The 25672-nt window shown below is 71.0% G+C and carries 24 protein-coding genes and 1 pseudogene; 14 read left to right on the top strand and 11 right to left on the bottom strand.

Annotation, left to right across the window (positions count from 1 at the left end):
• Positions 1 to 463: 463 nt before the first annotated feature.
• Positions 464 to 1108 carry a hypothetical protein gene (locus ACFY0T_RS02915; protein WP_388864227.1) on the bottom strand — a complete coding sequence of 215 codons (645 nt, stop codon included), beginning with the start codon at positions 1106 to 1108 and terminating at the stop codon, positions 464 to 466.
• A gap of 476 nt (positions 1109 to 1584) precedes the next feature.
• Here ACFY0T_RS02915 and ACFY0T_RS02920 point away from each other — a divergent pair, with 476 nt between their 5' ends.
• Together ACFY0T_RS02920 and ACFY0T_RS02925 are read left to right on the top strand one after the other, a co-directional pair.
• Positions 1585 to 2613: an ATP-binding cassette domain-containing protein gene (locus ACFY0T_RS02920; RefSeq protein WP_388864228.1), complete on the top strand. Its 1029-nt coding sequence runs from the start codon at positions 1585 to 1587 to the stop codon at positions 2611 to 2613.
• On the top strand, positions 2610 to 3434 hold the full coding sequence (locus ACFY0T_RS02925) for an ABC transporter permease (protein ID WP_388864229.1): 825 nt from the start codon (positions 2610 to 2612) through the stop codon (positions 3432 to 3434). Before ACFY0T_RS02920 ends, ACFY0T_RS02925 begins: the two co-directional genes overlap by 4 nt.
• Positions 3435 to 3481: 47 nt before the next feature.
• Here the strand turns inward: ACFY0T_RS02925 and ACFY0T_RS02930 are convergent, their stop codons facing one another.
• Positions 3482 to 6823: a BTAD domain-containing putative transcriptional regulator gene (locus ACFY0T_RS02930; protein WP_388864230.1), complete on the bottom strand. Its 3342-nt coding sequence runs from the start codon at positions 6821 to 6823 to the stop codon at positions 3482 to 3484.
• A 14-nt stretch (positions 6824 to 6837) separates the two neighbouring features.
• On the bottom strand, positions 6838 to 7401 hold the full coding sequence (locus ACFY0T_RS02935) for a DUF6578 domain-containing protein (protein WP_388864231.1): 564 nt from the start codon (positions 7399 to 7401) through the stop codon (positions 6838 to 6840).
• Positions 7402 to 7505: 104 nt separating this feature from the next.
• Between ACFY0T_RS02935 and ACFY0T_RS02940 the strand changes: the two genes are divergently transcribed.
• A complete protein-coding gene (locus ACFY0T_RS02940) occupies positions 7506 to 8306 on the top strand; it encodes a site-2 protease family protein (protein ID WP_388864232.1) in 801 nt (266 codons plus the stop codon).
• On the opposite strand, the gene ACFY0T_RS02945 is transcribed toward ACFY0T_RS02940, so the two are convergent.
• The 3 genes from ACFY0T_RS02945 to ACFY0T_RS02955 all read right to left on the bottom strand — a co-directional run bounded on the left by ACFY0T_RS02945 (position 8296) and on the right by ACFY0T_RS02955 (position 10399).
• The gene (locus ACFY0T_RS02945; protein WP_388864233.1) at positions 8296 to 8508 is read right to left on the bottom strand and encodes a hypothetical protein; all 213 of its coding nucleotides are present in this window, start codon (positions 8506 to 8508) and stop codon (positions 8296 to 8298) included. The genes ACFY0T_RS02940 and ACFY0T_RS02945 overlap by 11 nt on opposite strands.
• Before the next feature lie 72 nt (positions 8509 to 8580).
• Positions 8581 to 9288, bottom strand: coding sequence for an NADPH-dependent F420 reductase (gene npdG, locus ACFY0T_RS02950; RefSeq protein WP_388864234.1), 708 nt, complete (start codon positions 9286 to 9288; stop codon positions 8581 to 8583).
• Positions 9289 to 9325: 37 nt separating this feature from the next.
• On the bottom strand, positions 9326 to 10399 hold the full coding sequence (locus ACFY0T_RS02955) for an exo-alpha-sialidase (protein ID WP_388864235.1): 1074 nt from the start codon (positions 10397 to 10399) through the stop codon (positions 9326 to 9328).
• Positions 10400 to 10504: 105 nt separating this feature from the next.
• Here ACFY0T_RS02955 and ACFY0T_RS02960 point away from each other — a divergent pair, with 105 nt between their 5' ends.
• Both ACFY0T_RS02960 and ACFY0T_RS02965 read left to right on the top strand, forming a co-directional pair.
• Positions 10505 to 11131, top strand: a complete 627-nt coding sequence (locus tag ACFY0T_RS02960; protein WP_388864236.1) for a hypothetical protein — start codon at positions 10505 to 10507, stop codon at positions 11129 to 11131.
• Positions 11132 to 11495: 364 nt separating this feature from the next.
• The gene (locus tag ACFY0T_RS02965) at positions 11496 to 12803 is read left to right on the top strand and encodes an MFS transporter (RefSeq protein WP_388864237.1); all 1308 of its coding nucleotides are present in this window, start codon (positions 11496 to 11498) and stop codon (positions 12801 to 12803) included.
• A gap of 614 nt (positions 12804 to 13417) precedes the next feature.
• Here the strand turns inward: ACFY0T_RS02965 and ACFY0T_RS02970 are convergent.
• A complete protein-coding gene (locus ACFY0T_RS02970) occupies positions 13418 to 13657 on the bottom strand; it encodes a hypothetical protein (RefSeq protein WP_388864238.1) in 240 nt (79 codons plus the stop codon).
• A gap of 58 nt (positions 13658 to 13715) precedes the next feature.
• On the opposite strand from ACFY0T_RS02970, the gene map reads away from it, so the two are divergent.
• A complete protein-coding gene (gene map, locus ACFY0T_RS02975) occupies positions 13716 to 14573 on the top strand; it encodes a type I methionyl aminopeptidase (protein WP_388864239.1) in 858 nt (285 codons plus the stop codon).
• Positions 14574 to 14734: 161 nt separating this feature from the next.
• A complete protein-coding gene (locus ACFY0T_RS02980) occupies positions 14735 to 15403 on the top strand; it encodes a heme oxygenase (biliverdin-producing) (RefSeq protein ID WP_388864240.1) in 669 nt (222 codons plus the stop codon).
• Positions 15404 to 15460: 57 nt separating this feature from the next.
• On the opposite strand, the gene ACFY0T_RS02985 is transcribed toward ACFY0T_RS02980, so the two are convergent.
• A complete protein-coding gene (locus tag ACFY0T_RS02985; protein ID WP_388864241.1) occupies positions 15461 to 16105 on the bottom strand; it encodes a PhzF family phenazine biosynthesis protein in 645 nt (214 codons plus the stop codon).
• Positions 16098 to 16991, bottom strand: coding sequence for a hypothetical protein (locus tag ACFY0T_RS02990; RefSeq protein ID WP_388864242.1), 894 nt, complete (start codon positions 16989 to 16991; stop codon positions 16098 to 16100). Before ACFY0T_RS02990 ends, ACFY0T_RS02985 begins: the two co-directional genes overlap by 8 nt.
• 121 nt (positions 16992 to 17112) lie before the next feature.
• Between ACFY0T_RS02990 and ACFY0T_RS02995 the strand changes: the two are divergent.
• The 5 genes and pseudogenes from ACFY0T_RS02995 to ACFY0T_RS03015 all read left to right on the top strand — a co-directional run.
• Positions 17113 to 17371: pseudogene (locus ACFY0T_RS02995) on the top strand (hemin ABC transporter ATP-binding protein); the annotation flags it as partial.
• A gap of 190 nt (positions 17372 to 17561) precedes the next feature.
• A complete protein-coding gene (gene efeO / locus ACFY0T_RS03000) occupies positions 17562 to 18716 on the top strand; it encodes an iron uptake system protein EfeO (RefSeq protein WP_388864243.1) in 1155 nt (384 codons plus the stop codon).
• Positions 18717 to 18729: 13 nt separating this feature from the next.
• Positions 18730 to 20016 (top strand): iron uptake transporter deferrochelatase/peroxidase subunit, encoded by a 1287-nt coding sequence (gene efeB, locus ACFY0T_RS03005; RefSeq protein ID WP_388864244.1) that lies wholly within the window; start codon positions 18730 to 18732, stop codon positions 20014 to 20016.
• A 3-nt stretch (positions 20017 to 20019) separates the two neighbouring features.
• Positions 20020 to 20895, top strand: coding sequence for an iron uptake transporter permease EfeU (gene efeU, locus ACFY0T_RS03010; RefSeq protein ID WP_388864245.1), 876 nt, complete (start codon positions 20020 to 20022; stop codon positions 20893 to 20895).
• Positions 20852 to 21877, top strand: coding sequence for a hypothetical protein (locus tag ACFY0T_RS03015; RefSeq protein ID WP_388864246.1), 1026 nt, complete (start codon positions 20852 to 20854; stop codon positions 21875 to 21877). The genes efeU and ACFY0T_RS03015 overlap by 44 nt, the downstream gene beginning before the upstream one ends.
• Positions 21878 to 21933: 56 nt before the next feature.
• Here the strand turns inward: ACFY0T_RS03015 and ACFY0T_RS03020 are convergent, their stop codons facing one another.
• The gene (locus tag ACFY0T_RS03020) at positions 21934 to 22668 is read right to left on the bottom strand and encodes a bifunctional DNA primase/polymerase (protein WP_388864247.1); all 735 of its coding nucleotides are present in this window, start codon (positions 22666 to 22668) and stop codon (positions 21934 to 21936) included.
• Positions 22669 to 22871: 203 nt separating this feature from the next.
• On the opposite strand from ACFY0T_RS03020, the gene ACFY0T_RS03025 reads away from it, so the two are divergent.
• The gene (locus tag ACFY0T_RS03025) at positions 22872 to 23723 is read left to right on the top strand and encodes a glycerophosphodiester phosphodiesterase (protein WP_388864248.1); all 852 of its coding nucleotides are present in this window, start codon (positions 22872 to 22874) and stop codon (positions 23721 to 23723) included.
• Here ACFY0T_RS03025 and ACFY0T_RS03030 read toward each other — a convergent pair.
• Positions 23702 to 24334, bottom strand: a complete 633-nt coding sequence (locus ACFY0T_RS03030) for a TetR/AcrR family transcriptional regulator (protein ID WP_388864249.1) — start codon at positions 24332 to 24334, stop codon at positions 23702 to 23704. The two genes, ACFY0T_RS03025 and ACFY0T_RS03030, sit on opposite strands and share 22 nt — an antisense overlap.
• Positions 24335 to 24618: 284 nt before the next feature.
• Here ACFY0T_RS03030 and ddaH point away from each other — a divergent pair, with 284 nt between their 5' ends.
• Positions 24619 to 25440, top strand: coding sequence for a dimethylargininase (ddaH, locus tag ACFY0T_RS03035; RefSeq protein ID WP_388864250.1), 822 nt, complete (start codon positions 24619 to 24621; stop codon positions 25438 to 25440).
• Positions 25441 to 25672 lie beyond the last annotated feature (232 nt).

A 25672-nucleotide genomic window follows, 5' to 3' on the forward strand; every position in this document is an offset into this window, starting at 1 on the left:
TTTCGCCCCCTCCGCCCCTACCCTCCCCCAAGCTCTCGGCTTCGCTCGAGCAGGGGGGACCCCCATCGTCCCTGGGGGCTCCGCCCCCAGACCCCCGTATCGCGCTGCGCGCTCGTCCTCAAACGCCGGACGGGCTAAAAGATCGCCGACCGGGGTGGGTGGGATGCACCCGCAGCCGCCCACGCGCGCCCCCACGCACCGACAGTCGCCCACGTACCCGGCGCGCCCCCACCCTCCCGCAGTCGCCGACGCGCGGAAGGGGACGTGCCGGAACGTCCGCCCGCAGCGGATGGCGCGTCACCGCCGGTTCCCTTGGAACCCGACCGATTTCGCGCCAGACCGAGGACGGATGCTCCGGCACGGCCCCGACCCCACGAGTGTCCTGTCGCACCGAACCTTGAGCGAATCTCACCGAAGACTGCCGGGAGCAGCAGATCCAAAGGGCAACCTCCGTCGCGACGGTTCAGCGAAGCAGTGCTGCACGCAGGGTGATGCCGTGCCGCGTACGCAGCCGCCGCAGCTCCCACATCGCCACGGCGGTGACGGTCAGCGGGGCTCCCAGGATGAAGGCCACCCGCACTCCGAACGGCACACCGTCGTAGGCACCCCGGAATACGTCGAAGAGAGCGACTTCCCAAACGAGCAGCGTCGCGAGCAGCGGTGGAACCGTCTCGTGGAGGTCTGCTGTCCGGAAGACGTGCACGAGTGACTGCGCGATGCCGTAGAGACCAAAGGGGGCGAGCCACAACATGAAGGCGCCTAGGGCGAACAGCAGCGCCACCCGCCCTGCCGACGCCGTCCAGTTCGTTTCCTCGTCCACGTACCCCAGCCCCGTGATCAGTCTTGGCACAGCGAGCGTGACGACCAACGCGAGCAGCGCCCCGGCGGGCTTACCCACGCGGCGCAAGAACAGGCGCCGGTTGGGTGGGCGGGCCGCCGCGATGAAGGCGGCGACGGCGACCGGGAACGTCACCGCCAGCACAATGAGGGTGGTACGGATCTGGTCGAAGCGGTCGTCCACCACGGAGTCGGCGTCTGACGCCAGCCCGTAGGACAACAGCATCCACGTGACAGCGACCAGGCCGACGACCGTCCGCAAGACCTGCACCCTCTTCACTACCGGGTCGTTCACACGGTCCGGCCGGGACGGCGTGAACACCACACGCCCCACAGCGATCGGATTGAAGAGACGTCCGAAGGTCAGCGGGCGCGCCGGACCCGGCGGCCACGGGCCCGCTGGCGGCACGGGTGGCCAACCCGGTTCCGGCGGTTGTCCTCCTCCGTATGGATTCCACGGCGCCCCGCCCCCGCTTCCGCTCATCCCCGCGTCCTTCCTGTCGTCGTTTCCAGAGGTCACGAGGAGAATCGCAGATCTCAGCGCGTGAAAACGCCTAGTTCCCACTGCAGTTGCGCTGCAGTCGTGTGCCGACAGCGATGAGATTCGCTCAAGGTTCGGTGCGACAGGTCACCCCCGAGCACCGCACGCGAGAGACTCGACGGCTGTCGGCGATATATCGGTGGCTGTAGGTGAGCTATAGGCAAGCTGTCGGTGGTTTGTCGGTGGCGCCTGGCACCTTCATGGGCATGACGCGAATCGACAAGAACCCCCGCGGCGGCGCCAAGAGCGCCGTCACCGTACGGGGGCTGGTCAAGCACTACGGCGAGACCAAGGCGCTGGACGGCGTGGACCTGGACGTGCACGAGGGCACCGTCCTCGGCGTGCTGGGTCCCAACGGCGCCGGCAAGACCACCCTCGTCCGCTGCCTGTCCACCCTCGTCACCCCCGACGCCGGCCACGCCACGGTCGCCGGTTACGACGTACTGAAGCAGCCCCGCCAGCTGCGCCGGGTGATAGGCCTCACCGGCCAGTACGCCTCGGTCGACGAGAAGCTCCCGGGCTGGGAGAACCTGTACATGATCGGGCGGCTGCTCGACCTGCCCCGCAAGGACGCCCGCCGCCGCGCCGACGAACTCCTGGAGCGCTTCTCGCTCACCGACGCGGCCAAGCGCCCGGCATCGACGTACTCCGGCGGTATGCGCCGTCGTCTCGACCTCGCCGCCTCGATGATCGGCAACCCGGCCGTGCTGTACCTGGACGAGCCGACGACCGGCCTCGACCCGCGCACCCGCAACGAGGTGTGGCACGAGGTCAAGCGGATGGTCGCCGACGGCGCCACCGTGCTGCTCACCACCCAGTACATGGAGGAGGCCGAGCAGCTGGCCTCCGAGCTGACGGTCATCGACCGCGGCAAGGTCATCGCGAACGGCCGGATCGACGAGCTCAAGGCGAGGGTCGGCGGCCGCACGCTGCGGATCCGCCCGGTCGACCCGCTGGAGCTGCGCCCGCTCGCCGCCATGCTCGACGAGCTGGGCCTCACCGGCCTCGCCGCCTCGGCCGTGGACATCGACACCGGCACCGTCCTGGTCCCGATCCTCAGCGACGAGCAGCTCACCGCCGTGGTCGGCGCGGTCACCGCGCGCGGCATCACGATCGGCTCCATCTCCACCGAACTGCCCAGCCTGGACGAGGTGTTCCTGTCGCTCACCGGCCACAAGGCCAGTGTCCCGCAGGACGAAGCCCCCGCCCGCGCCTACGAGGAGGTCTCCGCATGAGCACCGCCGTTGCCGAAGCCCCCCTCGCCGCCCAGGGCGACACCCGTATCTCACCCCGCGCGCACGCGCGCCACATCGGCGCTCTCGTCCGCCGCAATCTGCTGTGGATCCGTCAGGACCCGGAGTCGATGTTCGACGCCATCCTGATGCCGGTGGTCTTCACCCTGCTGTTCGTGTACGTCTTCGGCGGCTCCATCGGGCAGTCGCTCGGCGGCGGCCAGGACATGTACGTGCAGTACGTGGTGCCCGGTCTGATGGCGATGACGGCCATGAACATCGCGACGGCCGTCGGCACCGGCTTCAACGAAGACTTCCAGAAGGGAGTCATGGACCGCTTCCGCACGCTGCCGATCGGCCAGGGCTCCGTGCTCTTCGCCAAAATCGTCGTGGAGCTGATGCGGATGCTCGTCGCGACGACGATCCTCATGGTCGTCGGCGTGCTGGTCGGCTTCGACATCACGAACTGGCCGGGCCTGTTCGCCTCCGTGGGGCTCTCCGTCCTGTTCGGCTCGGCCCTGATGTGGATCTTCCTGGTCCTCGGCGTGACGATGAAGAACGCCCAGTCCGTGCAGGCGATGGGCTTCCTGGTCCTGATGCCGCTGCAGTTCGGTTCGTCGATCTTCTCGCCGCCCCAGACGATGCCCGGCTGGCTGCAGAACTTCACCGACTACAACCCGCTGTCCGCGCTCGCGGACACCGCGCGCGGCCTGATGGTGGGCGGCCCGGTCGCACACGACCTGTGGGTGACCCTCGCCTGGACGGCGGGGCTCACGGCGGTGATGGCGCCGATCGCGATCCACAAGTTCCGTACCAAGAACTGACGTTCGCCCACGAGTGACTGGCCATGATCATGGCCCCCAGGTCCGCGTCAGATGAGGGCGGCGGCCTCCTCCGCGGAGAGCCCGTCGCCCTCGGCGTACGCGGCCTCGTACGCCGCGTCGTCGAGGACGGCCCGCACGCCCGCCTCGGCCTGGGTACGCACCTCGTTCTCCATCGGACCCGAGAAGTGGCCCGGCGGCAGCAAGTGGTCGGCGGCGCCGAGGAGTCGGGCCGCCTCGCGGGCGCGGCTGCCGCCGTCCAGGCCGGCGAGGGCGATGGCGGCGGTGGTCAGATGCGCGGAGGTCATATGGGGCGCGATCATGTGCGCCAGCGGGTCCAGGGACCGCGCCATCGCCTTGCGCGCCTTGTCCAGGGCGCTCTCGTACAGTCCTTCCACCGCGTCCAGCCAGGCTTCCACGCCGAGCACGAACCCGTCGAAGACGACGAAGGTGCTGGCCGCGAAGTCCTCGCGCAGCAGGCGCATGTGCTCGCGCGCCTCGGGGACCCGGCCGCTGCGGCTGAGCCACATCGCGAGGAAGAGCCGGGCCGCGGGCATGGCCTCGTTGAGGGCGCCGTGGCCCTCCGCCAGCACCTCGCGCAGCATCCGCTCGCCCCGCTCGGGCTCGCCCAGCTCGATGTACATGCTGCCGAGTCGGACGCTGAGCACCGCTGTCTGGGCGCGGGCGCCGAGCCGTTCGGCGTAGGTGCTCGCCTCCGCGTAGTCCGCGGCGGCGGCCCGGTACTCGCCCTTGCGCTCATGGGCCTCGCCGCGCGCGGAGAGCGACTCGGCGGCGCCCCAGGCGTCTCCGATCCGGGCGAAGAGATCCAGCGCCTCGTCGGCGTCACGGGTCGCGTCGCCCGCCATGTCGGCGCGGTTGGCGAGGACGTTGGCGCGCATCTGGAGGGCGACGGCGAGTTCCCAATCGAGGCGGAGCTCACGGCAGGTGCTGACCGTCACGTCGATGACGTCGCGCATCCGCTCCATGTCACCGGTGAGCAGGACGGCGTAGAACCAGAGGTTGCCGGGGCTGCGGCAGGTCTGCGGCAGGCCCGGCCGGTAGGTCTCGCTGATGATGCGCAGCTTCTCCTTGGCCTGCGGGGTCTGCCAGGCGTCCAGGTCCATGTCCATGCAGGCGAGATGGACGAGGTGGATACCGCGCCGCGCCTCGTCGAGGACGTCCGGGCGCATCGGCGGCGGGGCGGCCGTGCACCTCTCGTGCAGCGGGAGGGCCTCTCGCCCGGGCGGTGCGAAGGGGTCGGGGCCGAGCGCCATGACCTCGTGGGACCAGGTGCGGGCGTCGATGCGCTGGTCGCGGATCTGCCAGTACCAGGACAGCGAGAGGACGAGACAGATCGCCTCCTGCTCGTCGCGCGCGGCGACGGCGTGCCGCAGGGCGGTGCGCAGATTCTCGTACTCGCGCTCGAGGAGCGCGATCGCCGCGCCCTGGCAGGGGCCGCGCAGGGCGGGGTCGGTGGTGCGGGCGAGTTCGCGGTAGTACGTGAGGTGGGCGCGCTCGGCGCCGGCACGGTCGCCGGACTCGTCGAGGCGTTCGCCGGCGTACTCGCCGACGGTCTCCAGCAGCCGGTAGCGCATCTCGCCGTCACCGCCCTCGCCCGAAGGGGCCGCGACGACAAGGGACTTGTCGACGAGCGAGCCGAGCGCTTCCAGCGCGGCGGGCCCGCAGACCGCCTCGGCGGCGGCGAGGTCGCAGCCGCCCGCGAAGACGGACAGCCGCCGCAGCACGTCCCGTTCGTCCTCGTCGAGCAGGTCCCAGGACCAGTCGACGACGGCACGCAGGGTCTGCTGGCGCGGCAGGACCGTACGACTGCCCGAGGTCAGCAGCCGGAAACGGTCGTCCAGCCGATCGGCGATCTGGCGCGGGGTGAGCATCCGCAGCCGGGCGGCGGCGAGTTCGATGGCGAGCGGCAGGCCGTCGAGGCGCCGGCAGATCTCGGCGGCCGCCCCGGGGTCGTCCTCGATCCGGAAGCCGGCCCGGGCGGCGGCCCCCCGGTCGGCGAGCAGCCGCAGCGCGACGGGTTCCGGCAGCGGCTCCACGGGACGCAGCAACTCCCCCGGTACGCCGAGGGGTTCACGACTGGTGGCGAGTACGGTCAGCCCCGGGCACCGCTCCAGCAGCTCCTCGACGAGGCGGGCCGCGGCGTCCACGACATGCTCGCAGTTGTCGAGGACGATCAGCATGCGCCGCTTGGCACAGTGCTCGGCGAGCCGGGTGAGGGGATCGTCATGCCGGGCCGCCGCGGCCCGCATCTCCTCGGCACCGGCACCGCGCAACACGGTCTCCCGCGCACCGACGGCGGTCAGCACGGCCTCGGGCACCGCCTTCGGATCGTCCACCGGAGCGAGCTCCGCCAGCCACACCCCGTCCCGCGCCGCATCCGCCACCGCCTCCGCCGCCTCCTGCGACAGCCGTGTCTTCCCGGCCCCACCGGGCCCGAGCAGCGTCACGAGCCGGGCCACCGCGAGGTCCCCGCGAATGGCCTCGATGTCGGCCTCCCGGCCGACGAAGGAGGTGAGGCGGGCACGGAGGTTGCCAGGGGGTGGGGATGTGGGACGGGTACGGGAGAGGGCGGCTGAACCGAGGGCGGGGGCGGCGGAGCCCGCGGGCGTGGCTGCGGGGGGCTGTGCCGTGACCCGACCATCGGCCAGGTCCAGCAACTCCCGGTGCAGGGAGCGGAGTTCGGGACCAGGATCCGAGCCCAGGCGGTCGGACAGCAGCGTGCGTACGGACTCGTAGGCGGCGAGGGCCTCGGCGGGGCGGCCGGCGGCGCGCAGGGCGCGGAGGCGGAGGGCGTGGAGGGGCTCGTCCAGGGGGTGCAGATCGCACAGGGCGGTGAGTTCGGGCAGGGACTGTTCGGCGTGGCCGAGGGCGAGGGCCGCGGTGAGGCGGGCGCGGCGGACGTCGAGGCGGCGGGTCTCCCAGCGGGCCGTCTCGGCGGTGCGGTCCGGGAGGTCGGCGAGGGCCGGGCCGTGCCACAGGGCGAGGGCGTCGTCGAGGACCACGGCCGCCTTCGCCGGGTCGCCGTCGGCGAGCGCGCGCGTGCCCTCCCCCGCGAGCCGCTCGAAACGGTGCAGGTCGACGTCGTCGGCCACCGCGGCGAGCCGGTAGCCGCCGTCCATCGAGTCCACCGCGCCGGGCCCGAGCGCCCTGCGCAGCCGGCCGATCAGCGCCTGCAGCGCGCCGGGCGCGTCCGCGGGCGGGTCGCCGTCCCACACCTCGTCGACCAGGACGGCCGCGGGCACGGTCCGTCCGGGCCGCAGCGCGAGCACGGTCAGCAGCGAGCGCAGCCGCGCCCCGCCGACCGGGACGGGCGTGCCGTCGGGGCGGAGTGCCTGAGTGGTGCCGAGGATGCGATAGCGCACGGGGTCCATTGTCTCCGGTGGCTTCAGGTGCGGGGGTCCGGTACGTCGAGTTCGACCAGGACGCCGGCCCGGCGGCGGTGGCGACGCGCCCCCGACTCCGTACGGCTCTCGTCGTAGTCCCCGCCGAACCGCTCCGGGCAGCTGCCGACGGCTTCCAGGGAGCGGTCCCGCGGGTCGGGAATGAAGGTGTGCGAGTCGGGGCCCGTCTCGACGTAACCCTGGTGCACGACGTGGAGGGCGCCGACGCGGCCCGTGGTCTCGGGCCACTCGAGGCCGTGCCGCTCGACGGTGAGCAGTCCGACCCTGCGGATCCACTGGTCGGCGTCCAGTCCGGATGCGTCCACGGGGTCGCCGTGCAACGCGGCGACGAGACCGTCGTCCGCCCGCAGCACCTGGATCACCCCGTCCTCGTCAGGTACCCATTCCACGGGCGCCGAGATCTTGCCCAGTTCCTCGAACCAGCCCCCGCCGAGCACATCCTCCGCGAAGCCCAGCAGCAGCGGCCAGCTGACCTCGTCCCCCACCGAGAAGGGTGTGCCACAGCACTCCATCTGCCAGTCCGCGTAGAAGATGCGCCATCGCCCCATGCCCCCACCCTCGCCGGAACCAATGGCCGATCGCGAGACGTTTTCGGCGTGAGCCCGGTACGGTCGGGCAGTCCCACCCCATGAGCAGCACTCCAGGGAGCCCCATGACCACCGCCGCGACCCGCAGCAGTGACCGGAGGATCAGTCCCGTCTTCGTCGGGATCGTGGCCGTCATGGCGGTGACCGCCTGGGCGACCTGGACCGGTTTCGCCGAGGAGCCCGGCGTCGCCGTGTTCCTCTTCGTCACGGCCGCGTGGATCGTCTCCCTGTGCCTGCATGAGTACGCGCACGCGCGCACCGCCCTGCACAGCGGCGACATCTCGATCGGCGCGAAGGGCTATCTGACGCTGAACCCGCTGAAGTACACGCACGCGCTGCTGAGCATCGTGCTGCCGGTGATCTTCGTGATCATGGGCGGGATCGGTCTGCCGGGCGGCGCGGTCTTCATCGAGCGGGGCCGTATCCAGGGCCGTTGGAAGCACAGCCTGATCTCGGCGGCGGGCCCGCTGACCAACGTGCTCTTCGCCGTCGTCTGCACCGCACCGTTCTGGCTGCACGCCCTGGACGGCGTCCCGGACACCTTCCGCTACGCGCTGGCGTTCCTCGCACTGCTCCAGGTCACGGCCGCGATCCTGAACTTCCTGCCGGTGCCCGGCCTGGACGGCTACGGCGTGATCGAGCCCTGGCTGTCGTACAACATCCGCCGCCAGGTGGAGCCCTTCGCGCCGTTCGGCCTGCTCGCGGTGTTCGCGGTGCTGTGGATCCCGTCGGTGAACAGCGCGTTCTTCGACGCGATCTACTCGATCCTGGGCGGCCTCGGCATCGACGACGTGCAGCGCTACTGCGGCCAGAACCTCTACCGCTTCTGGGACGGCGTCAACGAGTACTGCACGGTCAACCGCTGACCGACGACCCGCCCCGCACCTTGCCGCGCCGCGCGTAGTACCACGTCATGTTCGACGACAGGCCCGCCAGCAGCACCCACACGATCCCCAGCCAGCTGCCCTGGACGAAGGAGACCACGGCCGCGGCGACGGAGAGGACACAGACGGCGAGGGCGTAGAGAGCGAGTCGCCGGCTTGGGTCGGGTGGGGGAAGGAGGGGCATGGGGGTCGGCTCCTGACAGACGGACGAATCTCTGGTGCTACAACATCCAGTCTCCCCCATGCCCAGACGCCGCTATACGTCCGTCACCCGCAGGCCCGCGTGCGCCTTGTAGCGGCGGTTCACGGAGATCAGGTTCGCGACCAGGGACTCGACCTGGTGGGCGTTGCGCAGACGGCCGGAGAAGACGCCGCGCATGCCCGGGATGCGGCCGGCCAGCGCCTGCACGATCTCGACGTCCGCCCGCTCCTCGCCGAGGACCATGACGTCCGTGTCGATCTGCTCGATCTCCGGGTCCTGGAGGAGGACGGCCGACAGGTGGTGGAAGGCGGCCGTGACCCGCGAGTCCGGCAGCAGGGCGGCGGCCTGTTCGGCGGCGCTGCCCTCCTCCGGCTTCAGCGCGTACGCGCCCTTCTTGTCGAAGCCGAGCGGGTTGACGCAGTCGACGACGAGCTTGCCGGCCAGCTCCTCGCGCAGGGATTCCAGGGTCTTGCCGTGGCCCTCCCACGGCACGGCGACGATCACGATGTCGCTGCGCCGCGCGCACTCGGCGTTGTCGGCGCCCTCGACGCCGTGTCCGAGTTCCTCGGCCGCGCCCTGCGCGCGCTCCGCGACGCGCGAGCCGATGATCACCTTCTGGCCGGCCCTGGCGAGCCGGTAGGCGAGTCCCTTGCCCTGGGGCCCGGTGCCGCCGAGCACGCCGACGACGAGCCCGGACACGTCGGGAAGGTCCCATGGGTCCTTGGCGGGAGCCTTCTGTGCAGCACTGTCAGTAGAGGTCATGGGCCGACTTTACGTGCGCGGATCGCGGCTGTGGGCCTCAGGTGAGGGCGGTCACGGGGACGCGGCGGAAGGTGATCGTCTCGTACGCGCCGAAGTCACCCGTCTCGTAGAGGAGGCCGACGGTCGTCGCGTCGACGCGTACGAGATCGGAGTACGCGGCGGGCAGCCCGTCGACCGTGTACGCGGTGCGCCAGGTGGTGCCGCCGTCCGTGCTGGCGCGCACCGTCATCAGGGCGCGGAAGGCGGGGTCGGCGGGGCCCGAGTAGAGGAGGAGTTCGGGGTCGCGGAGCTGGAGGAGGCTGCCCTGGACGACGGGGGTGACGAGACCGGCCTGCGGGCGGAAGGGCTTTTCCAGGCTCTTGCCGCCGTCGCGGGAGTGGGCGTCGGCGCGGTTGCCGGGGGACGGGGAGTCGTTGCGGGTGTTGAAGTAGACGCGCCCGTCCGGGAGTTCGGCCGCGGTCGTTTCATTGACATTGATGTAGCCGTTGGTGTTCTCGTCGAGGTAGCCGAGGTACCAGGTCTCGCCGCGGTCGTCGCTGAGCAGGCAGTGGCCGCTGTTGTACTTCGCTTCGGTGCCGTTGTCCCTGCCGGTGGGCGGGATCGTGTGGTTGCCGGGGACGACGACGCGGCCGGTGGTGAGCTGGATCGCGTGCCCGGGCGTGGTGGCGTACCAGCGCCAACTCGCCTTCTTCACCTGCGCGGTGATCTCCTTCGGGCTCGACCAGGTCAGCCCGTCGTCGTCGCTGTGCTGCACCCAGACGCGCCGCCCGTCGGCCGCCTTCACCTTGCCGCGCAGCAGGGCGTCCTCGCTCGCGGTGGCCGCGCTGCGGACGTGGACGAGCAGGACGCGGCCGGTGTCGAGGACGACGGGCGCCGGGTTGCCCGCGAGGTTGTCGCCGTTCTTGGCGACGGCCTGGAGCGGGCCCCAGGTGCGGCCGCCGTCCGACGACCGCTTCAGCACGATGTCGATGTTGCCGTGGTCGCGCGCGGAGTCGACCCTGCCTTCGCAGAAGGCGAGCAGGGTGCCGGCGGGGGTCGCGACGACCGCGGGGATACGGAAGCTGGCGTAGCCTTCGCGGCCGGCGCGGAAAGGGTTGCTTCCTTCTGGCATGGGCGGGCTCCTTGTGTGGCCGGTGATGCGGGCCTGTGCCCAGCTTGGGCGAATTCGTGGTGAACTCCGGGTCACGAGTGGCCAGTTGCGGCAGGATGCGTGCGCATGGATGCCGTACGGGTCGCATTGCTGCGCGAAGTGCTCGCCGGGACCGAGTGGTTGGGGGCCACGCGGCGGTTCGCGGGGGCGTTGCGGGGGTCCGTGGTGGCGTACGGGGGCGGGCTGCTGCTCGTCGGCACGGAGGAGTACGAGCCGTGGCATCTCGCGGCGCATCTGGTGGACGAGGCGGCGTGGTCGGGGACGCCGGAGCTGTCGCCGACGTTGGTGCGGCACGGGGCGCGGGAGTCCGATCCGGCCCACCTGGCGGTGGGGCTGGGGCGGATCGAGGCGGCTCGGCGGGGGGAGACGCTGCTGGTGGTGTCGCCGGGCGCGCCCGGGGCGCCGCTGTTGGAGCGGGTTCATGATGCGCGGCGGGCCGGGGCGACGGTGCTGGCGCTGTCCGCGGGGGATTCCGCGGGGGAATCTGCGGTGGAGGGTGAGTTGCCGGCTCTGGCGCATGAGTCGCTTGCCGTGCCGGCCGATCCCGAGCTGGACCTCGATACGGTGCAGCATCTTGTCAGTGCCGCGGCCGGGGAGAACGCGTTGCCTTCTCCGCGGGGGCGGCGGCGGTTTCGTGACCGGTTGTCCCGGCTCACGGACCAGTTGACGGATCCGCCGTCTGCCCGGTGGTAGGTGGGGGTGGCTGGGTAGCTGGGGTCCGACTTCGTCCGGCTGTCGTATGCGCCGCTTCGCGACGGTTTCCCGCCCACCCGCCCGGCTCGGCCCGTTAACCGCCTTCGGCGGCCACCCTCGCCGCTTCGCGGCGGTTTCCCGCCCACCCGCCCGACTCGGGCGCCTTCCCGCCTGCGGCGGACAGCCCATGGGCGCCTGCGGCGGCATCGCCGGGTGCCGCCGGCCGCCGTCGGCTCCGCCCCGGTGCCGCTCTCGACGCCGGCCAGTGTCACTTTCGGCGTCGCCCCGCCGCGGCGGCACTGCCCTCCGCACCCCGCCGAAAACCAGTTGCCCTCGCCCGGGTCTCCCCTGAGCATGGCCCGACGTGACCGACGACGATCCCGCATCCGGCCCCGTGTCCTCCTCTCGGCTTCGTTCGCTGTTGCCTGATCTCGCGCCCTGGCGGGAGTCGGCTGATTTTCGGCGGCTTTGGGTGGCGGGGTTGATCACGAACTTCGGGAGTTTTCTGACGTTCGTCGCGTTGCCGGTGCAGATGAAGGTGCTGACCGGGTCGGCGGTGGCGGTGGGGGCGATCGGGGCGGTGGAGTTGGTGCCGCTGGTGGTGTTCGGGTTGTACGGCGGGGCGCTCGCCGACGCCCTGGACAAGCGGAAGTTGATCGTCTACACGGAGGCGGGCCAGGGCGTGCTGTCCGCCGGGCTCCTCGTCAACGCGCTGGTACCGCACCCGGCGGTGTGGCCGTTGTACGCGGTCGCCGGGCTCTCCTCCGCGCTCGGCGCGATCCAGCGGCCCGCCCTGGACTCGCTCACCCCACGGATCGTCGCGCACGAGCACCTGCCGGCCGCCGCCTCGCTCAACTCCCTGCGCTGGACGGTGGGCGGCGTCGCGGGCCCGGCCCTCGCGGGCGTCGTCGTGGCCTACGCCGGGCTCGGCTGGGCGTACGCCGTGGACCTGGCGACCTTCGTCGTGTCGGTTCTGATGATCGTGGGGCTCGCCGCATCGCCCGCCGCGCACGAGGCCGCCAAACCGTCGCTGCGGTCCATCGCGGAGGGCGCCCGGTACGCGTGGAGCCGCAAGGAGCTGCTCGGTACGTACGCGATCGACCTCGGGGCGATGTTCCTCGCGATGCCGCTCGCGCTGCTGCCGTTCCTCGCGGACGAGCTCGACGCGGAGTGGTCACTGGGGTTGATGTACGCGACGGTGCCCGCCGGGTCCCTGCTGGTGTCGCTGACCAGTGGGTGGACCTCGCGCATCCACAAGCACGGGCGGATGGTCGTCCTCGCGGCGGCCTGCTGGGGGCTCGCCATGGCCGCCGCGGGTGTCGTGCACAACCTCTGGCTGGTGCTGCTCTTCCTCACGCTCGGCGGCTGCTGCGACATGGTCAGCGGGATCTTCCGCGCCGCCATCTGGAACCAGACGATCCCGGACGAGCTTCGGGGGCGACTCGCCGGGATCGAGCTGCTCTCGTACTCGGTCGGGCCCCAGCTCGGTCAAGTCCGTGCGGGCGGGATGGCGGCGTGGACGAGTGTGCGGACGTCGATCTGGTCGGGGGGTCTGATGTGCGCGGGCGCGGTGGGGCTGCTGGCTCTGTGTCTGCCGAGGCTGATGGCGTACGACGTGCGGACGAATGAGCATGCCCTGCGGTTGCGCTCCGCGCGGGAAGCGATGGCGTGACGGCGGGCCTGGCGGCCTGTCCGTTGCTCTCCCACCCGCACCGCCCGTGACAGTCGACTACCAGGCACAGGTTTCCCGTGGGGGCCGACCGCCATCGGCGACTGCGAGTCGCCTCCGGCCCCGGCGAGGGCTCCGGCGGCGCAAGGGCACTGCGGCACAGGGGCACTGCGGCGCAGGGGCACTGCGGCACAGGGGCACTGCGGCGCAGGGACGCTGCCGGGATGGGACGCTGCGGGGATGGGCCCCGGTTCACACCGCCCCTGCCCCGACGGACCCCTGCCGCACCGGCCGACATCAACCGCCGTCGGCGACTGCGGATCGCCTCCGGCCCCGGCAAGGGCCCCCGGCGACGCAAGGGACGCTGCAGCGCAAGGGCACTGCAGCGCAGGGACGCTGCGGGGATGGGACCCAGTGGCACACGGCCGCAGCGGCGACGGACCCCCGTCGCCCCGGCGGCATGAGCAGTCGTAACGGCCCGCACGCACGGGCGCCAGCCGTCGACAACGCCCCGCACCCACCGACCTCAGCCGCCGACAACCCCCGCACCACCCCGCATCGGTCGCCCTCGGTCACCCTCAGTCGTCCTCAGCCGACCTCAGTCGCCCCAGCCGCCCTCAGTCGTCGTCCTCGGAGCCCGCTGCCGCACCCCGCGCGTCATGCCACTTGGGGTCCGTCTCCCACTCGAGGTTGCGCTCCCTCGCGGTCTCCATCGCGTGTTCCGCCTCCTGGCGGGTGGTGTACGGCCCGAAGCGGTCCTTGCCCGGGCAGTCGGGGCCCTCCTCGACCTTCTTGTGCTCCAGGCAGTAGTACCACTCGCCGGGCTTGCCGACGGTCCGCTTCTTGAAGAGAGGCATGACCGGCTCCTTTCGCCACGGACATGGTCCCCCATGCCCGCTGGTTAGACTCGCTGGCATGTCTGGCCAGTCGCTGCTCGTACCAGGGGAGCTCTCTCCCACCCGTCCCGTCCCGGGAAACATCAGGCGTCCCGAGTACGTGGGCAAGCCCGCCCCCACGCCGTACACCGGACCGGAGGTGCAGACGCCCGAGACGATCGAGGCGATGCGGGTCGCCGGGCGGATCGCCGCGCAGGCGATGGCCGAGGCCGCGAAACTCATCGCGCCGGGTGTGACGACGGACGAGCTGGACCGGGTCGCGCACGCGTACATGTGCGACCACGGCGCCTACCCCTCGACCCTCGGCTACCGCGGTTTCCCCAAGTCGCTGTGCACCTCCGTCAATGAGGTCATCTGCCACGGCATCCCGGACTCCACGGTCCTGCGGGACGGCGACATCATCAATCTCGACGTGACGGCGTACATCGGCGGCGTCCACGGCGACAACAACGCCACGTACCTCGTCGGCGACGTCGACGAGGAGAGCCGGCTTCTCGTCGAGCGGACGCGCGAGTCCCTCAACCGTGCCATCAAGGCGGTCAAGCCCGGCCGCCAGATCAATGTCATCGGGCGCGTCATCGAGTCGTACGCGAAGCGGTTCGGGTACGGGGTCGTACGGGACTTCACCGGGCACGGGATCAACTCGTCCTTCCACTCCGGTCTGATCATTCCCCACTACGACAGCCCGCACGCGACCACCGTCATACAGCCCGGGATGACCTTCACCATCGAGCCGATGCTCACGCTCGGCACGCACGAGTACGACATGTGGGACGACGGGTGGACCGTCGTGACGAAGGACCGCAAGCGCACGGCTCAGTTCGAGCACACGCTGGTGGTGACGGAGAGCGGCGCCGAGATCCTCACGCTGCCGTAGTCGCCTCCGCGCTCCGGGCCCGCCCTGTCCACAGGGCGGGCTCTCCTTTTGTGGCCGCTTGTGACTGCGCCCGATTGTGGCCGATTTTGTGGCCGATGTGAACTTGATCGGGAATCGGGGTACCATTTTACCGACAGGGTGTCGGGAACCCGGAGGCTCTCATGAACGCGACGGACACGTCGAGCACCGCCTTCTCGACCCTCCTCCGCACCGCGTCGCACGAGCAGCACACGGAGGCGGAGACCTCGACGTTCATGAGCGACCTGCTCGGCGGCAGGCTCGGCGTCGACGCGTACGCGCGCTACACCGAGCAACTGTGGTTCGTGTACGAGGCGTTGGAGGCGGACACCGAGCGTCTGGTGTCCGATCCGGTGGCCGGGCCCTTCATCCGGCCCGAGCTGCTGCGCCGCACCGCCCTCGAGCGCGACCTGGCCCACCTGCGGGGCCCCGACTGGCGTGCGACGCTCACCGCCCTGCCCGCGACCCGGGTCTACGCGGCCCGCGTCGCCGAGTGCGCCCGGGAGTGGCCCGGCGGTTATGTCGCCCACCACTACACCCGCTACCTCGGCGACCTCTCCGGCGGCCAGACCATCCGCGGCAAGGCGGAGCGGACCTGGGGCTTCGCCCGCAAGGGCGACGGTGTCCGCTTCTACGTCTTCGAGGACATCGCCAACCCGGCCGCCTTCAAGAGGAGTTACCGCGAACTCCTGGACGGGCTCCGGGCCGACGACCTGGAGAAGCAGCGCATCGTGAGCGAGTGCAAGCGGGCGTTCGCCCTGAACACGGCGGTCTTCCGCGCCCTGGGGGAAGAGTTCCCGCTGAGCGCGTAACCGCCTCGGGGCTCCGCCCCGGCCCCGCTCCTCAGACGCCGGAGGGGCGGGAATCGCTCACCGCTCCAACCGCACCCGGCCCCCCACCTCAACCCATCCCCCCGGCTGCGGCGCCGTAAGAATCTGGGACCCGACCCCCTGGACGATGTTCAGCGCCCGCCCCAGCCGGTCCGTCAGCAACAGCGCCGCTGCCCCCGTCGCCTCGTCCTCCTCGATCCCGTCGTCCCGCCCGGGAAACGCCCGCGCCCGCACCCGCCCCGCGGCCTCGTCCTCCCAGGCCCAGGCGTAGACCCACTCCCCCGGCGCCGGGACGGGCAGCGCGTCGACCTCGGCGGCGGACGCGTACTGCCGCAGCGTCCGCGGCGGCGCCCACTCCGCCCGCGCCTCGATCCAGCTGAACTCCCCGTCGAGCCGCACCCCCACCACCCCGGCGGGCGTGACCAGTTCGGGCACGTCGAGCAGCCACCCCACCCCGACACACGGATGCCCGGCGAACGGCAACCGCAGCGTTGGCGTGTAGATGTCGATGACCCCACGCTCGGGGTCGTCGACGAACACGGTCTCGCTGAAGCCGAGCTTCGCGGCGAACACCTGCCGTTCCTCACGGTCCGGCATCACCGAGCCCTCGCGCACGACACCGAGCTCATTGCCATACCCGCCGCCGGGTCCGCAGAAGACCCGCAGCACGTCGTAGTCAGTCACTCCGGCATTCAAACATCACCCGCGCCGCGAGTGCGTCCCAGGCCGCGGGACCGCCGGGCAGCGGCCAGGAGCGGGTGCGGCCGTGCTCGTACGGCAGCCCCGACATCACCTCGCCGTACGCCCGCTCCAGAGTCGCCCGCCCGCGCTCCACCGTGGCGCCCGAGCGGGCGCGCAGCCGCTCCATCCGCTCCTCGTGCCCGGCGGTCACCTCGTCCGCCGAGCGCCGCCAGGCATCCTCGTCAGGGGCGCGGGCCAGCACGACGCACGCGGGGTCCTGGCCCTCCGCCAGCGCCGCCACCGTCCGGTCGTGACCGTCCAGGATCAGCCAGCCGTCGAGGGACGACACCCACCACAGGAGTACGGGAGCCGACGTGCCCTCGCGCACGTGCTTGCGGTACGCCTTCACGCGCGGCGCGTGGGGCGGTGAGAGGCGGCGCAGTGGTACGACGCCCTGCCAGCCGCCCGCGCACCAGTCGAGGTAGCAGGCGGGCCACTCGCGCATGAAGTCGCCGGACCAGACGTATGGCGGAAACGTCCGCCGCTCGCTCAGCAGCCACCGAGCGTCGTGCAGCGGGCCGTCCGTGGACGCCTCCAGCCAACTGGCGTACTGGTGCGCCCAGTTGCCCGGCGAGCGCAGAAGCGCCGAGCGGAGGGGCGGCAGCGGCGAGCGGTAGCCGTCGAGGCGGTGCGTGAAGAGGCCCTCGTAGGAGAGGTGGCCGTCGGGGCCCCGGTCGATCCGGCCGAGGAGGAGCGGGCGCCCGCCCTGCCGCAGCAGCAGCCGGCCCCCATCCGCCGACTCGAAGCGCAACGGCGGCGGACCGGGCCGCCCTGTCACCTCCAGGACGAGGCCGCCCGCCCCCAGCAGTTCCCTGTGACCCCCGTTCATGGGGAACAGTGTCGGGGGCGGGCGCCCTCGGGCCCACTCGATTACGCCGTACGCCGCCTGCGCACCGCGAACACCACGCCCGCGCTCGCGGCGCCGAGCGCGTCGGCCGGTAGGTCCGCCCCAGGAGTTGGTGCTGCGGGTGTGCCGGAAAAGGGCGCACGCCAGGGACGCCGTGATCGTGGTGCTGCACGATCTGGGGCTCGCGGCGGTGTACGCGCACCGGGTAGCGATTCTGTGCGCCGGTCGTGTCGCGGCCGACGGTCCGCCAGCCCGACGTCCTCACCGGCGACTTACCGAGCGAGGTCTTCCACCGGCTGGTGGAAGTGTTCCCGCACCCCAGGACCGGCGTCGCCCTGATCACTCCGAAACGGAACTCTTGACTCGCGCTTGACCATCCCATGGGGTCTGTTTTGAGCCGCCGTAATCAAGCCGTGCCTGTACACCGTCTGTGAGAGCTGAATCACCGGACTGGTGGGTATCAGTGAGGGAAGCCTCAGATAAGTTAGGCCAGCCTCACCATCCCAGCGCGGGTCCACCGTGCGGTTTGTCCGAACTTCTCTTGGAGCCTGAATGCGAGCCGTCCGACTCTCCGTCGTCACCGCAGCCGCCACCGCGGCCGCTCTGACCGCCGTCACGGGCTGCACCGAGAAGAGCAGCGCCGAGGGCGACGACCACGTCATCGAGGTGACGGCCACCGACTCCAAGTGCGAGGTCTCCAAAAAGGAGTTCCCGGCCGGTCACGTCGAGATAGACGTGAAGAACAAGGGCTCCAAGGTCACCGAGGTCTACCTCCTCTTCCCCGACGACCGGATCGTCACCGAGCGCGAGAACATCGGCCCCGGCACCAGCCAGAAGGTCACCGCCGAGGTGAAGGCGGGCGACTACCGGATCGCCTGCAAGCCCGGCATGAAGGGCAAGGGCATCCGCCAGAACGTCACGGCCACCGGTACCGGCAAGGTCGCCAAGCGCGACCCGCGCCTGGACTCGGCCGTCGCCGCCTACCGGGCATACGCACAGGCGCAGGCCGACGAGACGCTGCCCAAGGCGAAGGCCTTCGCGAAGGCGGTCAACGACGGCGACATCGAGGCCGCGAAGAAGGCGTACGCCGACTCGCGCATCGGCTGGGAGCGCACCGAGCCGGTCGCCGAGTCCTTCGGCGACATCGACCCGAAGGTCGACCTGCGCGAGGACGGTCTGGAAGAGGGCCAGGACCTGGAGAAGGACTGGACCGGCTGGCACCGCCTCGAGCGCTCGCTGTGGAAGGACAAGAAGCTCACCGACCGCGACACGGTTCTCGCCGACCAGCTGATCACCGACCTCACCGACTGGCAGAACCGGGTCGGCAAGGCCGAGATCACCCCGACTTCCATGGCCAACGGCGCCAAGGAACTCCTCGACGAGGTCGCCACCGGCAAGGTCACCGGCGAGGAGGAGCGCTACTCGCACACCGACCTGGTCGATTTCAAGGCGAACGTCGAGGGCGCGCAGAAGTCGTACGAGCTGCTGAAGCCGGTCGCCTCGGAGAACGACGCGGCGCTGACCACGGAGCTCGACAAGCAGTTCACCGCGCTGAACACGCTGCTCGACAAGTACCGCACGGACAAGACCTCGTACGTCTTCACCTCGTACGACAAGGTCGGCAAGGCCGACCGCAAGGAGCTCTCGGACGCGGTCAACGCGCTTGCGGAGCCCCTGTCCAAGCTCGCCGCCGCGGTCGTGAAGTAAGCGAGGGGCCACCATGACGGACACCACGGACACCACGCAATCCACGGAGGTCGCGGGCAACCCGGCCCCCTCCCGGCGTTCGCTGATCGGCTGGGGCGGTGCCGGGCTCGCGCTCGGTGCCGCCGCGGCGGGCGGTGCAGTGGCGATGACCCGCGCCGGCAACGACGTCGATCCGGCCGCCGCCGAGGCGGGCGCCGCGATCGCCTTCCACGGCACGCACCAGGCGGGCATCTCGACGCCGGTGCAGGACCGGCTGCACTTCGCCGCGTTCGACGTGAAGACGGACGACCGCGCCGAGTTCGTACAGATGCTGAAGGACTGGACCGAGGCCGCGCGGCGGATGACCGCGGGGCACACGGTCGGCGAGGGCGCGTACGGCGGTCTGGCCGAGGCTCCGCCGGACGACACCGGTGAGGCGCTCGGCCTCAAACCGTCGCGGCTGACGCTGACGATCGGCTTCGGGCCGACCTTGTTCGAGAAGTTCGGGCTGGCGGACCAGCGGCCCGAGGCTCTCGTGGAGCTGCCGAAGTTCGCGGGCGACAACCTCGACAAGAACCGCAGCGGCGGCGACCTGTGCGTGCAGGCATGTGCCGACGACCCGCAGGTCGCGGTGCACGCGATCCGCAATCTCGCCCGGATCGGCTTCGGCAAGGTCGTCATCCGCTGGTCACAGCTGGGCTTCGGGAAGACCTCTTCGACGACGCCGGACGCGCAGACCCCTCGTAACCTCATGGGCTTCAAGGACGGCACCCGCAATATCGCGGGCACCGAGACCGACCGGCTCAAGAAGTTCGTGTGGGTGGGCGAGAGGGATGTCGAAGAGGAGTCAGCCTGGATGACCGGCGGCTCGTATCTGGTGGCGCGCCGCATCCGCATGAACGTCGAGACCTGGGACCGGACTCCGCTGCAGGAGCAGGAGGACATCTTCGGCCGCGACAAGGGCGAGGGCGCCCCGGTCGGCAAGGCGAAGGAGCGGGACGAGCCGTTCCTGAAGGCGATGAAGCCCGACGCGCATGTCCGGCTCGCGCACCCCGACTCCAACAACGGGGCGACGATCCTGCGCCGCGGCTACTCCTTCACGGACGGCACGGACGGGCTCGGCCGCCTGGACGCGGGCCTGTTCTTCCTCGCCTACCAACGTGACGTCCGCAAGGGCTTCATCCCCATCCAGCGCAGCCTGGCGATCGACGTGCTCAACGAGTACATCCAGCACGTGGGTTCAGCGATCTTCGCGATCCCGCCCGGCGTCCGCGACAAGGACGACTGGTGGGGCCGGACGCTGTTCTCCAAGGAGGCGTAGCCCGTGTTCTCCAACTATCTGATCGGACTGCGCGAGGGTCTGGAAGCCAGCCTCGTCGTCTGCATCCTGATCGCGTACCTGGTGAAGACCGACCGCAAGGACGCCCTGAAGCCGATCTGGATCGGTATCGGCGTGGCGGTCGCGCTGGCGCTCGGCTTCGGCTGCGCGCTCGAATTCGGCTCCCAGGAGATGACGTTCAAGGCGCAGGAGGCGCTCGGCGGTTCGCTGTCGATCGTCGCGGTGTGCCTGGTGACGTGGATGGTCTTCTGGATGCGGCGCACCGCCCGGCATCTGAAGTCCGAGCTGCACGGCAAGCTGGACGCGGCCCTCGCGATGGGCACGGGCGCGCTGGTCGCCACCGCGTTCCTCGCGGTCGGCCGGGAGGGCCTGGAGACGGCGCTGTTCGTGTGGGCGTCGGTGCACGCCGCGAGCGACGGCACCCCGCGCCCGCTGATCGGCGTCGCCCTGGGCCTGGCCTCCGCGGTCCTCCTCGGCTGGCTCTTCTACCGGGGCGCCCTGAAGATCAACCTCGCCAAGTTCTTCACCTGGACCGGCGGCATGCTGGTCGTCGTCGCCGCGGGCGTGCTCGCATACGGCGTCCACGACCTCCAGGAGGCCGACTTCATCCCGGGCCTGACGAGCCTGGCCTTCGACATCAGCAGCACGATCGACCCGACCAGCTGGTACGGCACCCTCCTGAAGGGCGTCTTCAACTTCCAGCCGGACCCGACGGTCCTCCAGGTCACGGTGTGGGCGCTGTACTTGGTCCCGGCGCTCGCGCTCTTCCTCGCCCCGGTAGGGTTCGCCTCCGGGAAGGGGAAGGTGAAGGTACCTGATGAGCAGGGATCGCGCGGGTCGCAGCCCACGAAGGCTTCGTAGCATCGGAGTTCGTTCTCTCCACCGATTCGCCCTGGCGACGGGGGCGGTGACCGTTCTGTCCTTGACGGCGAGCGGTTGCGTGGTGGTGCACGGCGAGCGGGAGATCGTACCGGCGGCGACGCGGGCCGAGGCCGCCCGTGCGCTCAAGGACTTCACCACCGCGTACAACAAGGCGGACAAGGAGTACGACCGTTCGCTGGACGCGGACCGGGTCACCGGGCCGCTCGCCGACATCGACGGCGCCAAGCTCAAGGCCGGGCACAAGAACAACCCGGACGGGAACCCGTCCCACGCGCCGCTGAAGTTCAGCGACGCGAAGTTCGTGATACCCGAGAAGGCGGCCTGGCCGCGCTGGTTCGTGGCCGACACCGCGGCCAACAAGGGCCTGGCCAACAGCCGTTGGCTCCTCGTCTTCACCCGCGGCAGCGCCAACGACGTATGGCAGGTGTCCTACCTGACCGTCCTCGCCGCCGCCGACGTACCGAAGTTCCAGACGGACGAGGACGGCTGGGCGCAGCCGGTCACGGCGGACGACGCGGCCCTCGCGATCGAACCGGACAAGCTGAGCCAGTCCTACTCGACCTATCTGAAGGCCGGCGGCGACGGCTTCGCCGCGGGCACGCACACCTCTCAATGGCGGGCCCAGCGCAAGAAGTTCGCCAGCAAGCCCGGCCTCGCCCGGCAGTACATCGACGAGCCGATGACCTCGGGCGACTACGCCCCGGTGGGCCTGCGCACCACCGACGGCGGGGCACTGGTCTTCTTCACCACCCACCGCTACGAGAAGCAGACCGCCGCGGCCGGCACCGAGATCCCCACCCCCACCGCGGACGTCCAGGCCCTGACCACCGGCGAGATCAAGCAGTCCCTCACCCTGGAGTTCATCTCCAACCAGGCAGCCCTGGACCCGCCGAAGGACTCGGGGGACGGGGTGGCGGTGCTGGGGCGGATCGAGGGGTTGACGGGGGCGAAGGGCGAGTAGGCACAGCTGCTGGTGCTGGCTGTGCCCACCCGTTCCGGGTGCCGTGTAAGCGGAGTTCAGCCCCGGTGGGGCCACGCGGCCAGCTGGTCCGACTCGTTCTCGCCCGCGTAACGGGCACACGCGTCCGTGAGGATCTCAAGAAGGGTGAGCGGATCCGGCAGGGGATGCTCAGGCCCCCGTACCCACTCGACCGTGAGGTCACCCGGCAGCCGCGCCGGCGGCACCAGCACATACGAGCCACGGCAGTGCCACCGCAGCCCCGGATGCTCATCCATCGTCTCCGGATGGCAGTCCAGCTCGCAGGGCCACCACTCGTCCTCGTCCTCGGGCGTACCGCGCGTGGCCGTGAAGAAGAGCATGCGGTCGCCGCCCGACTCGGCGACGGGCCCGACCTCGATGCCGGACGCCAGCAACCGCTCCAGCGCCTCACGCCCGGCGTCCAACGGCACATCGAGAACGTCGTGCACCATGCCGGTCGCGGTGATGAAGTTGGCCTTCGGCTGGTGCCGGGCCCACCGCTCGATCTGCGCGCGGTCGGTCGTGGACTGTGTCTGCCAGGCGAAGGAGACAGGGTGGCGCGCGGGGGTCGGACAGCCGACGCGGTCACAGGAGCACCGGTAGCCGGAGGGGTACGCGGCCTGCGCGAGCGGCAGCCCCGCGGCGGCAGCGGCGAGCAGCAGGGCCTCACGCCCGCCGTCCGCAGTCTCCACAGGCTCCTTCGGCCGGCGTCCCCGCAGCCATTGGGAGATCCTGCCCTGCGCACCGGAGCGGCGACCGAACTCTGCGCTCATCTATCCCCTCGCCTAGCCGTTTGTGCCGACAACAAGCCTTCGAAAGGCCATCTGCCCGCCATCAACAAGCCCTATCGTCCCACCATCCTGCGCTCCGGGTGGCCAGAGCCGACATCCGGGGTCGGTGGGGCGATGTGTCACCCTGGCCCGGATCGGGTGTCATTCCGTACTTTGAGGGGATTTGTCCCCCTACCGTGATCGTCATGGTCACACGGACTGCGCTCCTGGGTCTCACCGGTCTCGCCTCGCTCGCCCTCACCGGACACGGCGGCGTGCCCTCCCCTCTGGAGTGGGGCGGGGGGCCGCTGACGGTGGACGCCCTGCCCCGCGTCGTGCACGTCGCCCATCGCGGCGGCGCCCTGGAGGTCCCCGAGAACAGCATGTCGGGCCTGATGGCGGCGTACGAGCGCGGTACGGCGCAGGTGCTCGACGTCGACACCCGGATGCTGCGCGACGGGACCGTGGTGGTCATGCACGACGCGACCCTGAACCGCACGACGTACACGGGCGGACGGGTGCGGGACCTGAGCCTGCGCGACTGGCGGGGTGTGCGGCTGCGCCCCAAGGACGTACTGCCCGGCAGCTGGCGCGCGGAGCGGCCGCCGACCGTCGCCGAGGTACTGGACCGCTTCGGCGGGCGGATCGTGCTGACGCTGGAGGCGAAGGACCCCGAGAGTCTGGGCTCGCTCGACAGGATGATCCGCGCCCGGGGTCTGACCCGCTCGGTGTTCGTCAACTCCAACGACCCGGAGGTGGCCCGGCGCGCCCACCGTCTGGGCCTGCTCAGCCAGCTGTGGCGCTCGGCGGCCCAGATGCGCACCGACCGCCCCGAGCGCTGGGTGTCGTTCGTCGACCTCCTCGACGTCGACCACAAGGCGCGCACCATCGATCTCGAACGGGCCGTGCGCTCCGGTGTCCCGCGGGTGTGGGCGCACACCGTGATCACTCCGGCCCAGCGCGACCGGGCGCTCGCGCTGGGCTGCGACGGGATCATCACGGACGCGCCGGGCCGGCTGTGGGGGACGTCGGCCGCTCAGCGCGGGGCGAGGCCGTAGAGGGCGTAGTCGACGAGGGTGTCCGTGTACGCGTACGAGATCGGGCCGGTGCGCTGGAGCCAGCGCTGGGCGAGCGGGGAGACGAACAGTTCCAGGGCGATGCGGGGGTCGATGTCCGGGCGCACGTGGCCCTTGCCCTGCGCCGAGCGCAGCCGCTTCACGTACAGCTGGAGCTGGGGTTCGAGGAGCTTGCCGACGAACTCGACGCCGATCTGTTCGTTGACGACGCCCTCGGCGGCCAGGGCGCGTGCGGGGATCTCGAACGTGGGCTCCAGCAACTCGTCGACGGTGGCACGGAGGACCGCTTTGAGGTCGGCCGCCAGATCGCCGGTGTCCGGGATCTCGTACGACTCCGGGACCTGCCCCTCTTCGCCCGTCTCCCCTGCCGTCTGCGCGGCCTGCGCGGACTGCTCGCCGAGGTCCATGAAGGCGTCCAGGAGCACGTCCGCCTTCGACGACCACCAGCGGTAGATCGTCTGCTTCCCTACTCCGGCGCGGGCCGCGATGCCCTCGATCGTGGTCTTGGGGTAGCCGACCTCGCCGACGAGGGCGAGGGCGGCCTCGTAGATCGCGCGACGTGACTTCTCGCTGCGGCGGGTGGAATCGGCCATGGTGAGAATTTACCAGGGTGGCGATACGGTACGTCTCGCCTGGGGGCGGCCCCCCACCCCCCAAAAAATTTTGGGGCTGTGCCCCGCGCCCTTTTTGGGGGGGGGGGCACCGCCGCGACAAGCCCCCACCCACCCGCAGCCGAAGGATCATGTACGGGACGGGTAGGGGCGGAGGGGGCGAAAAACCATCCCCCCGGACACAACCCGTTCGGCTCCCGGCCGGAGGGGGTGGCTCGGCGCACCATGGGCATCAACTGCCCCTGCGGTTGCGTAAGGAGCCCTCCTTGCACCCTGCCCGGCGCGCCACACCCCGGCGCTATCTCCTGTGCGCACCCGCACACTTCGAGGTCACGTACACCATCAACCCCTGGATGGACCCGGCCAAGCCGGTCGACGTACCGCTCGCCGTCGCCCAGTGGGAGGGCCTCCGCGACCGCTACCGATCACTCGGGCACACGGTCGAGGAGCTCACCCCTCGCCCCGGCCTGCCGGACATGGTCTTCGCGGCGAACGGCGCGACCGTCGTGGACGGCCGAGTGCTCGGCGCCCGGTTCGCGTACCGCGAGCGGGAACCGGAGGCGGCGGCGCACCTGGAGTGGTTCCGCGCGCACGGTTTCGCACACATCAGGGAGCCGGTCCACGTCAACGAAGGCGAGGGCGATTTCGCGGTCACCGCGTCGTACCTGCTCGCGGGCCGCGGCTTCCGCGCGAGCCCGCTCTCGCACGGCGAGGCCCAGGAGTTCTTCGGCCGGCCGGTGATCGGGCTGGATCTCGTCGACCCCCGCTACTACCACCTGGACACCGCCCTCGCCGTCCTCGACGACAGGGCGGACGAGATCGCGTACTACCCGCCGGCCTTCTCCCCGGGCAGCCGGGAGGCCCTGCGCCGCCTCTTCCCCGACGCGCTGATCGCCGGCGCCGAGGACGCCGCCGCATTCGGCCTCAACGCGGTCTCGGACGGCCTGCACGTGCTGCTGCCGCAGGCGGCGACGGGCCTCTTCGCCCCCCTCCGGGAACGTGGCTTCGAGCCCGTCGGCATCGACCTGAGCGAACTCCTCAAGGGCGGCGGCAGCGTGAAGTGCTGCACGCAGGAGCTGCGGGGCTAGGAGCTGTCCGGCCGATCATGTGCGGAGCCAGATGACCAGCGCGGCGGCGGTGTCCGTACCGAGGTAGACGTAGCGCGCTCCGAGGGTGCCCTGATGCGGCTGATGGGCTGGACCGACCGGTCCATGCTCGACCTGTACGGTGAGGGCCTCCAGGTCGAGCGCGCCTTCGAGACCAAGCGTCGCCGCGGCAACGTCTGGCGAGGTGGCTGATGCGGGTGCGTTCGAGGACGCG

Origin of the sequence: Streptomyces sp. NPDC001530 (assembly GCF_042894545.1) — a bacterium.
GTDB lineage: Bacteria > Actinomycetota > Actinomycetes > Streptomycetales > Streptomycetaceae > Streptomyces.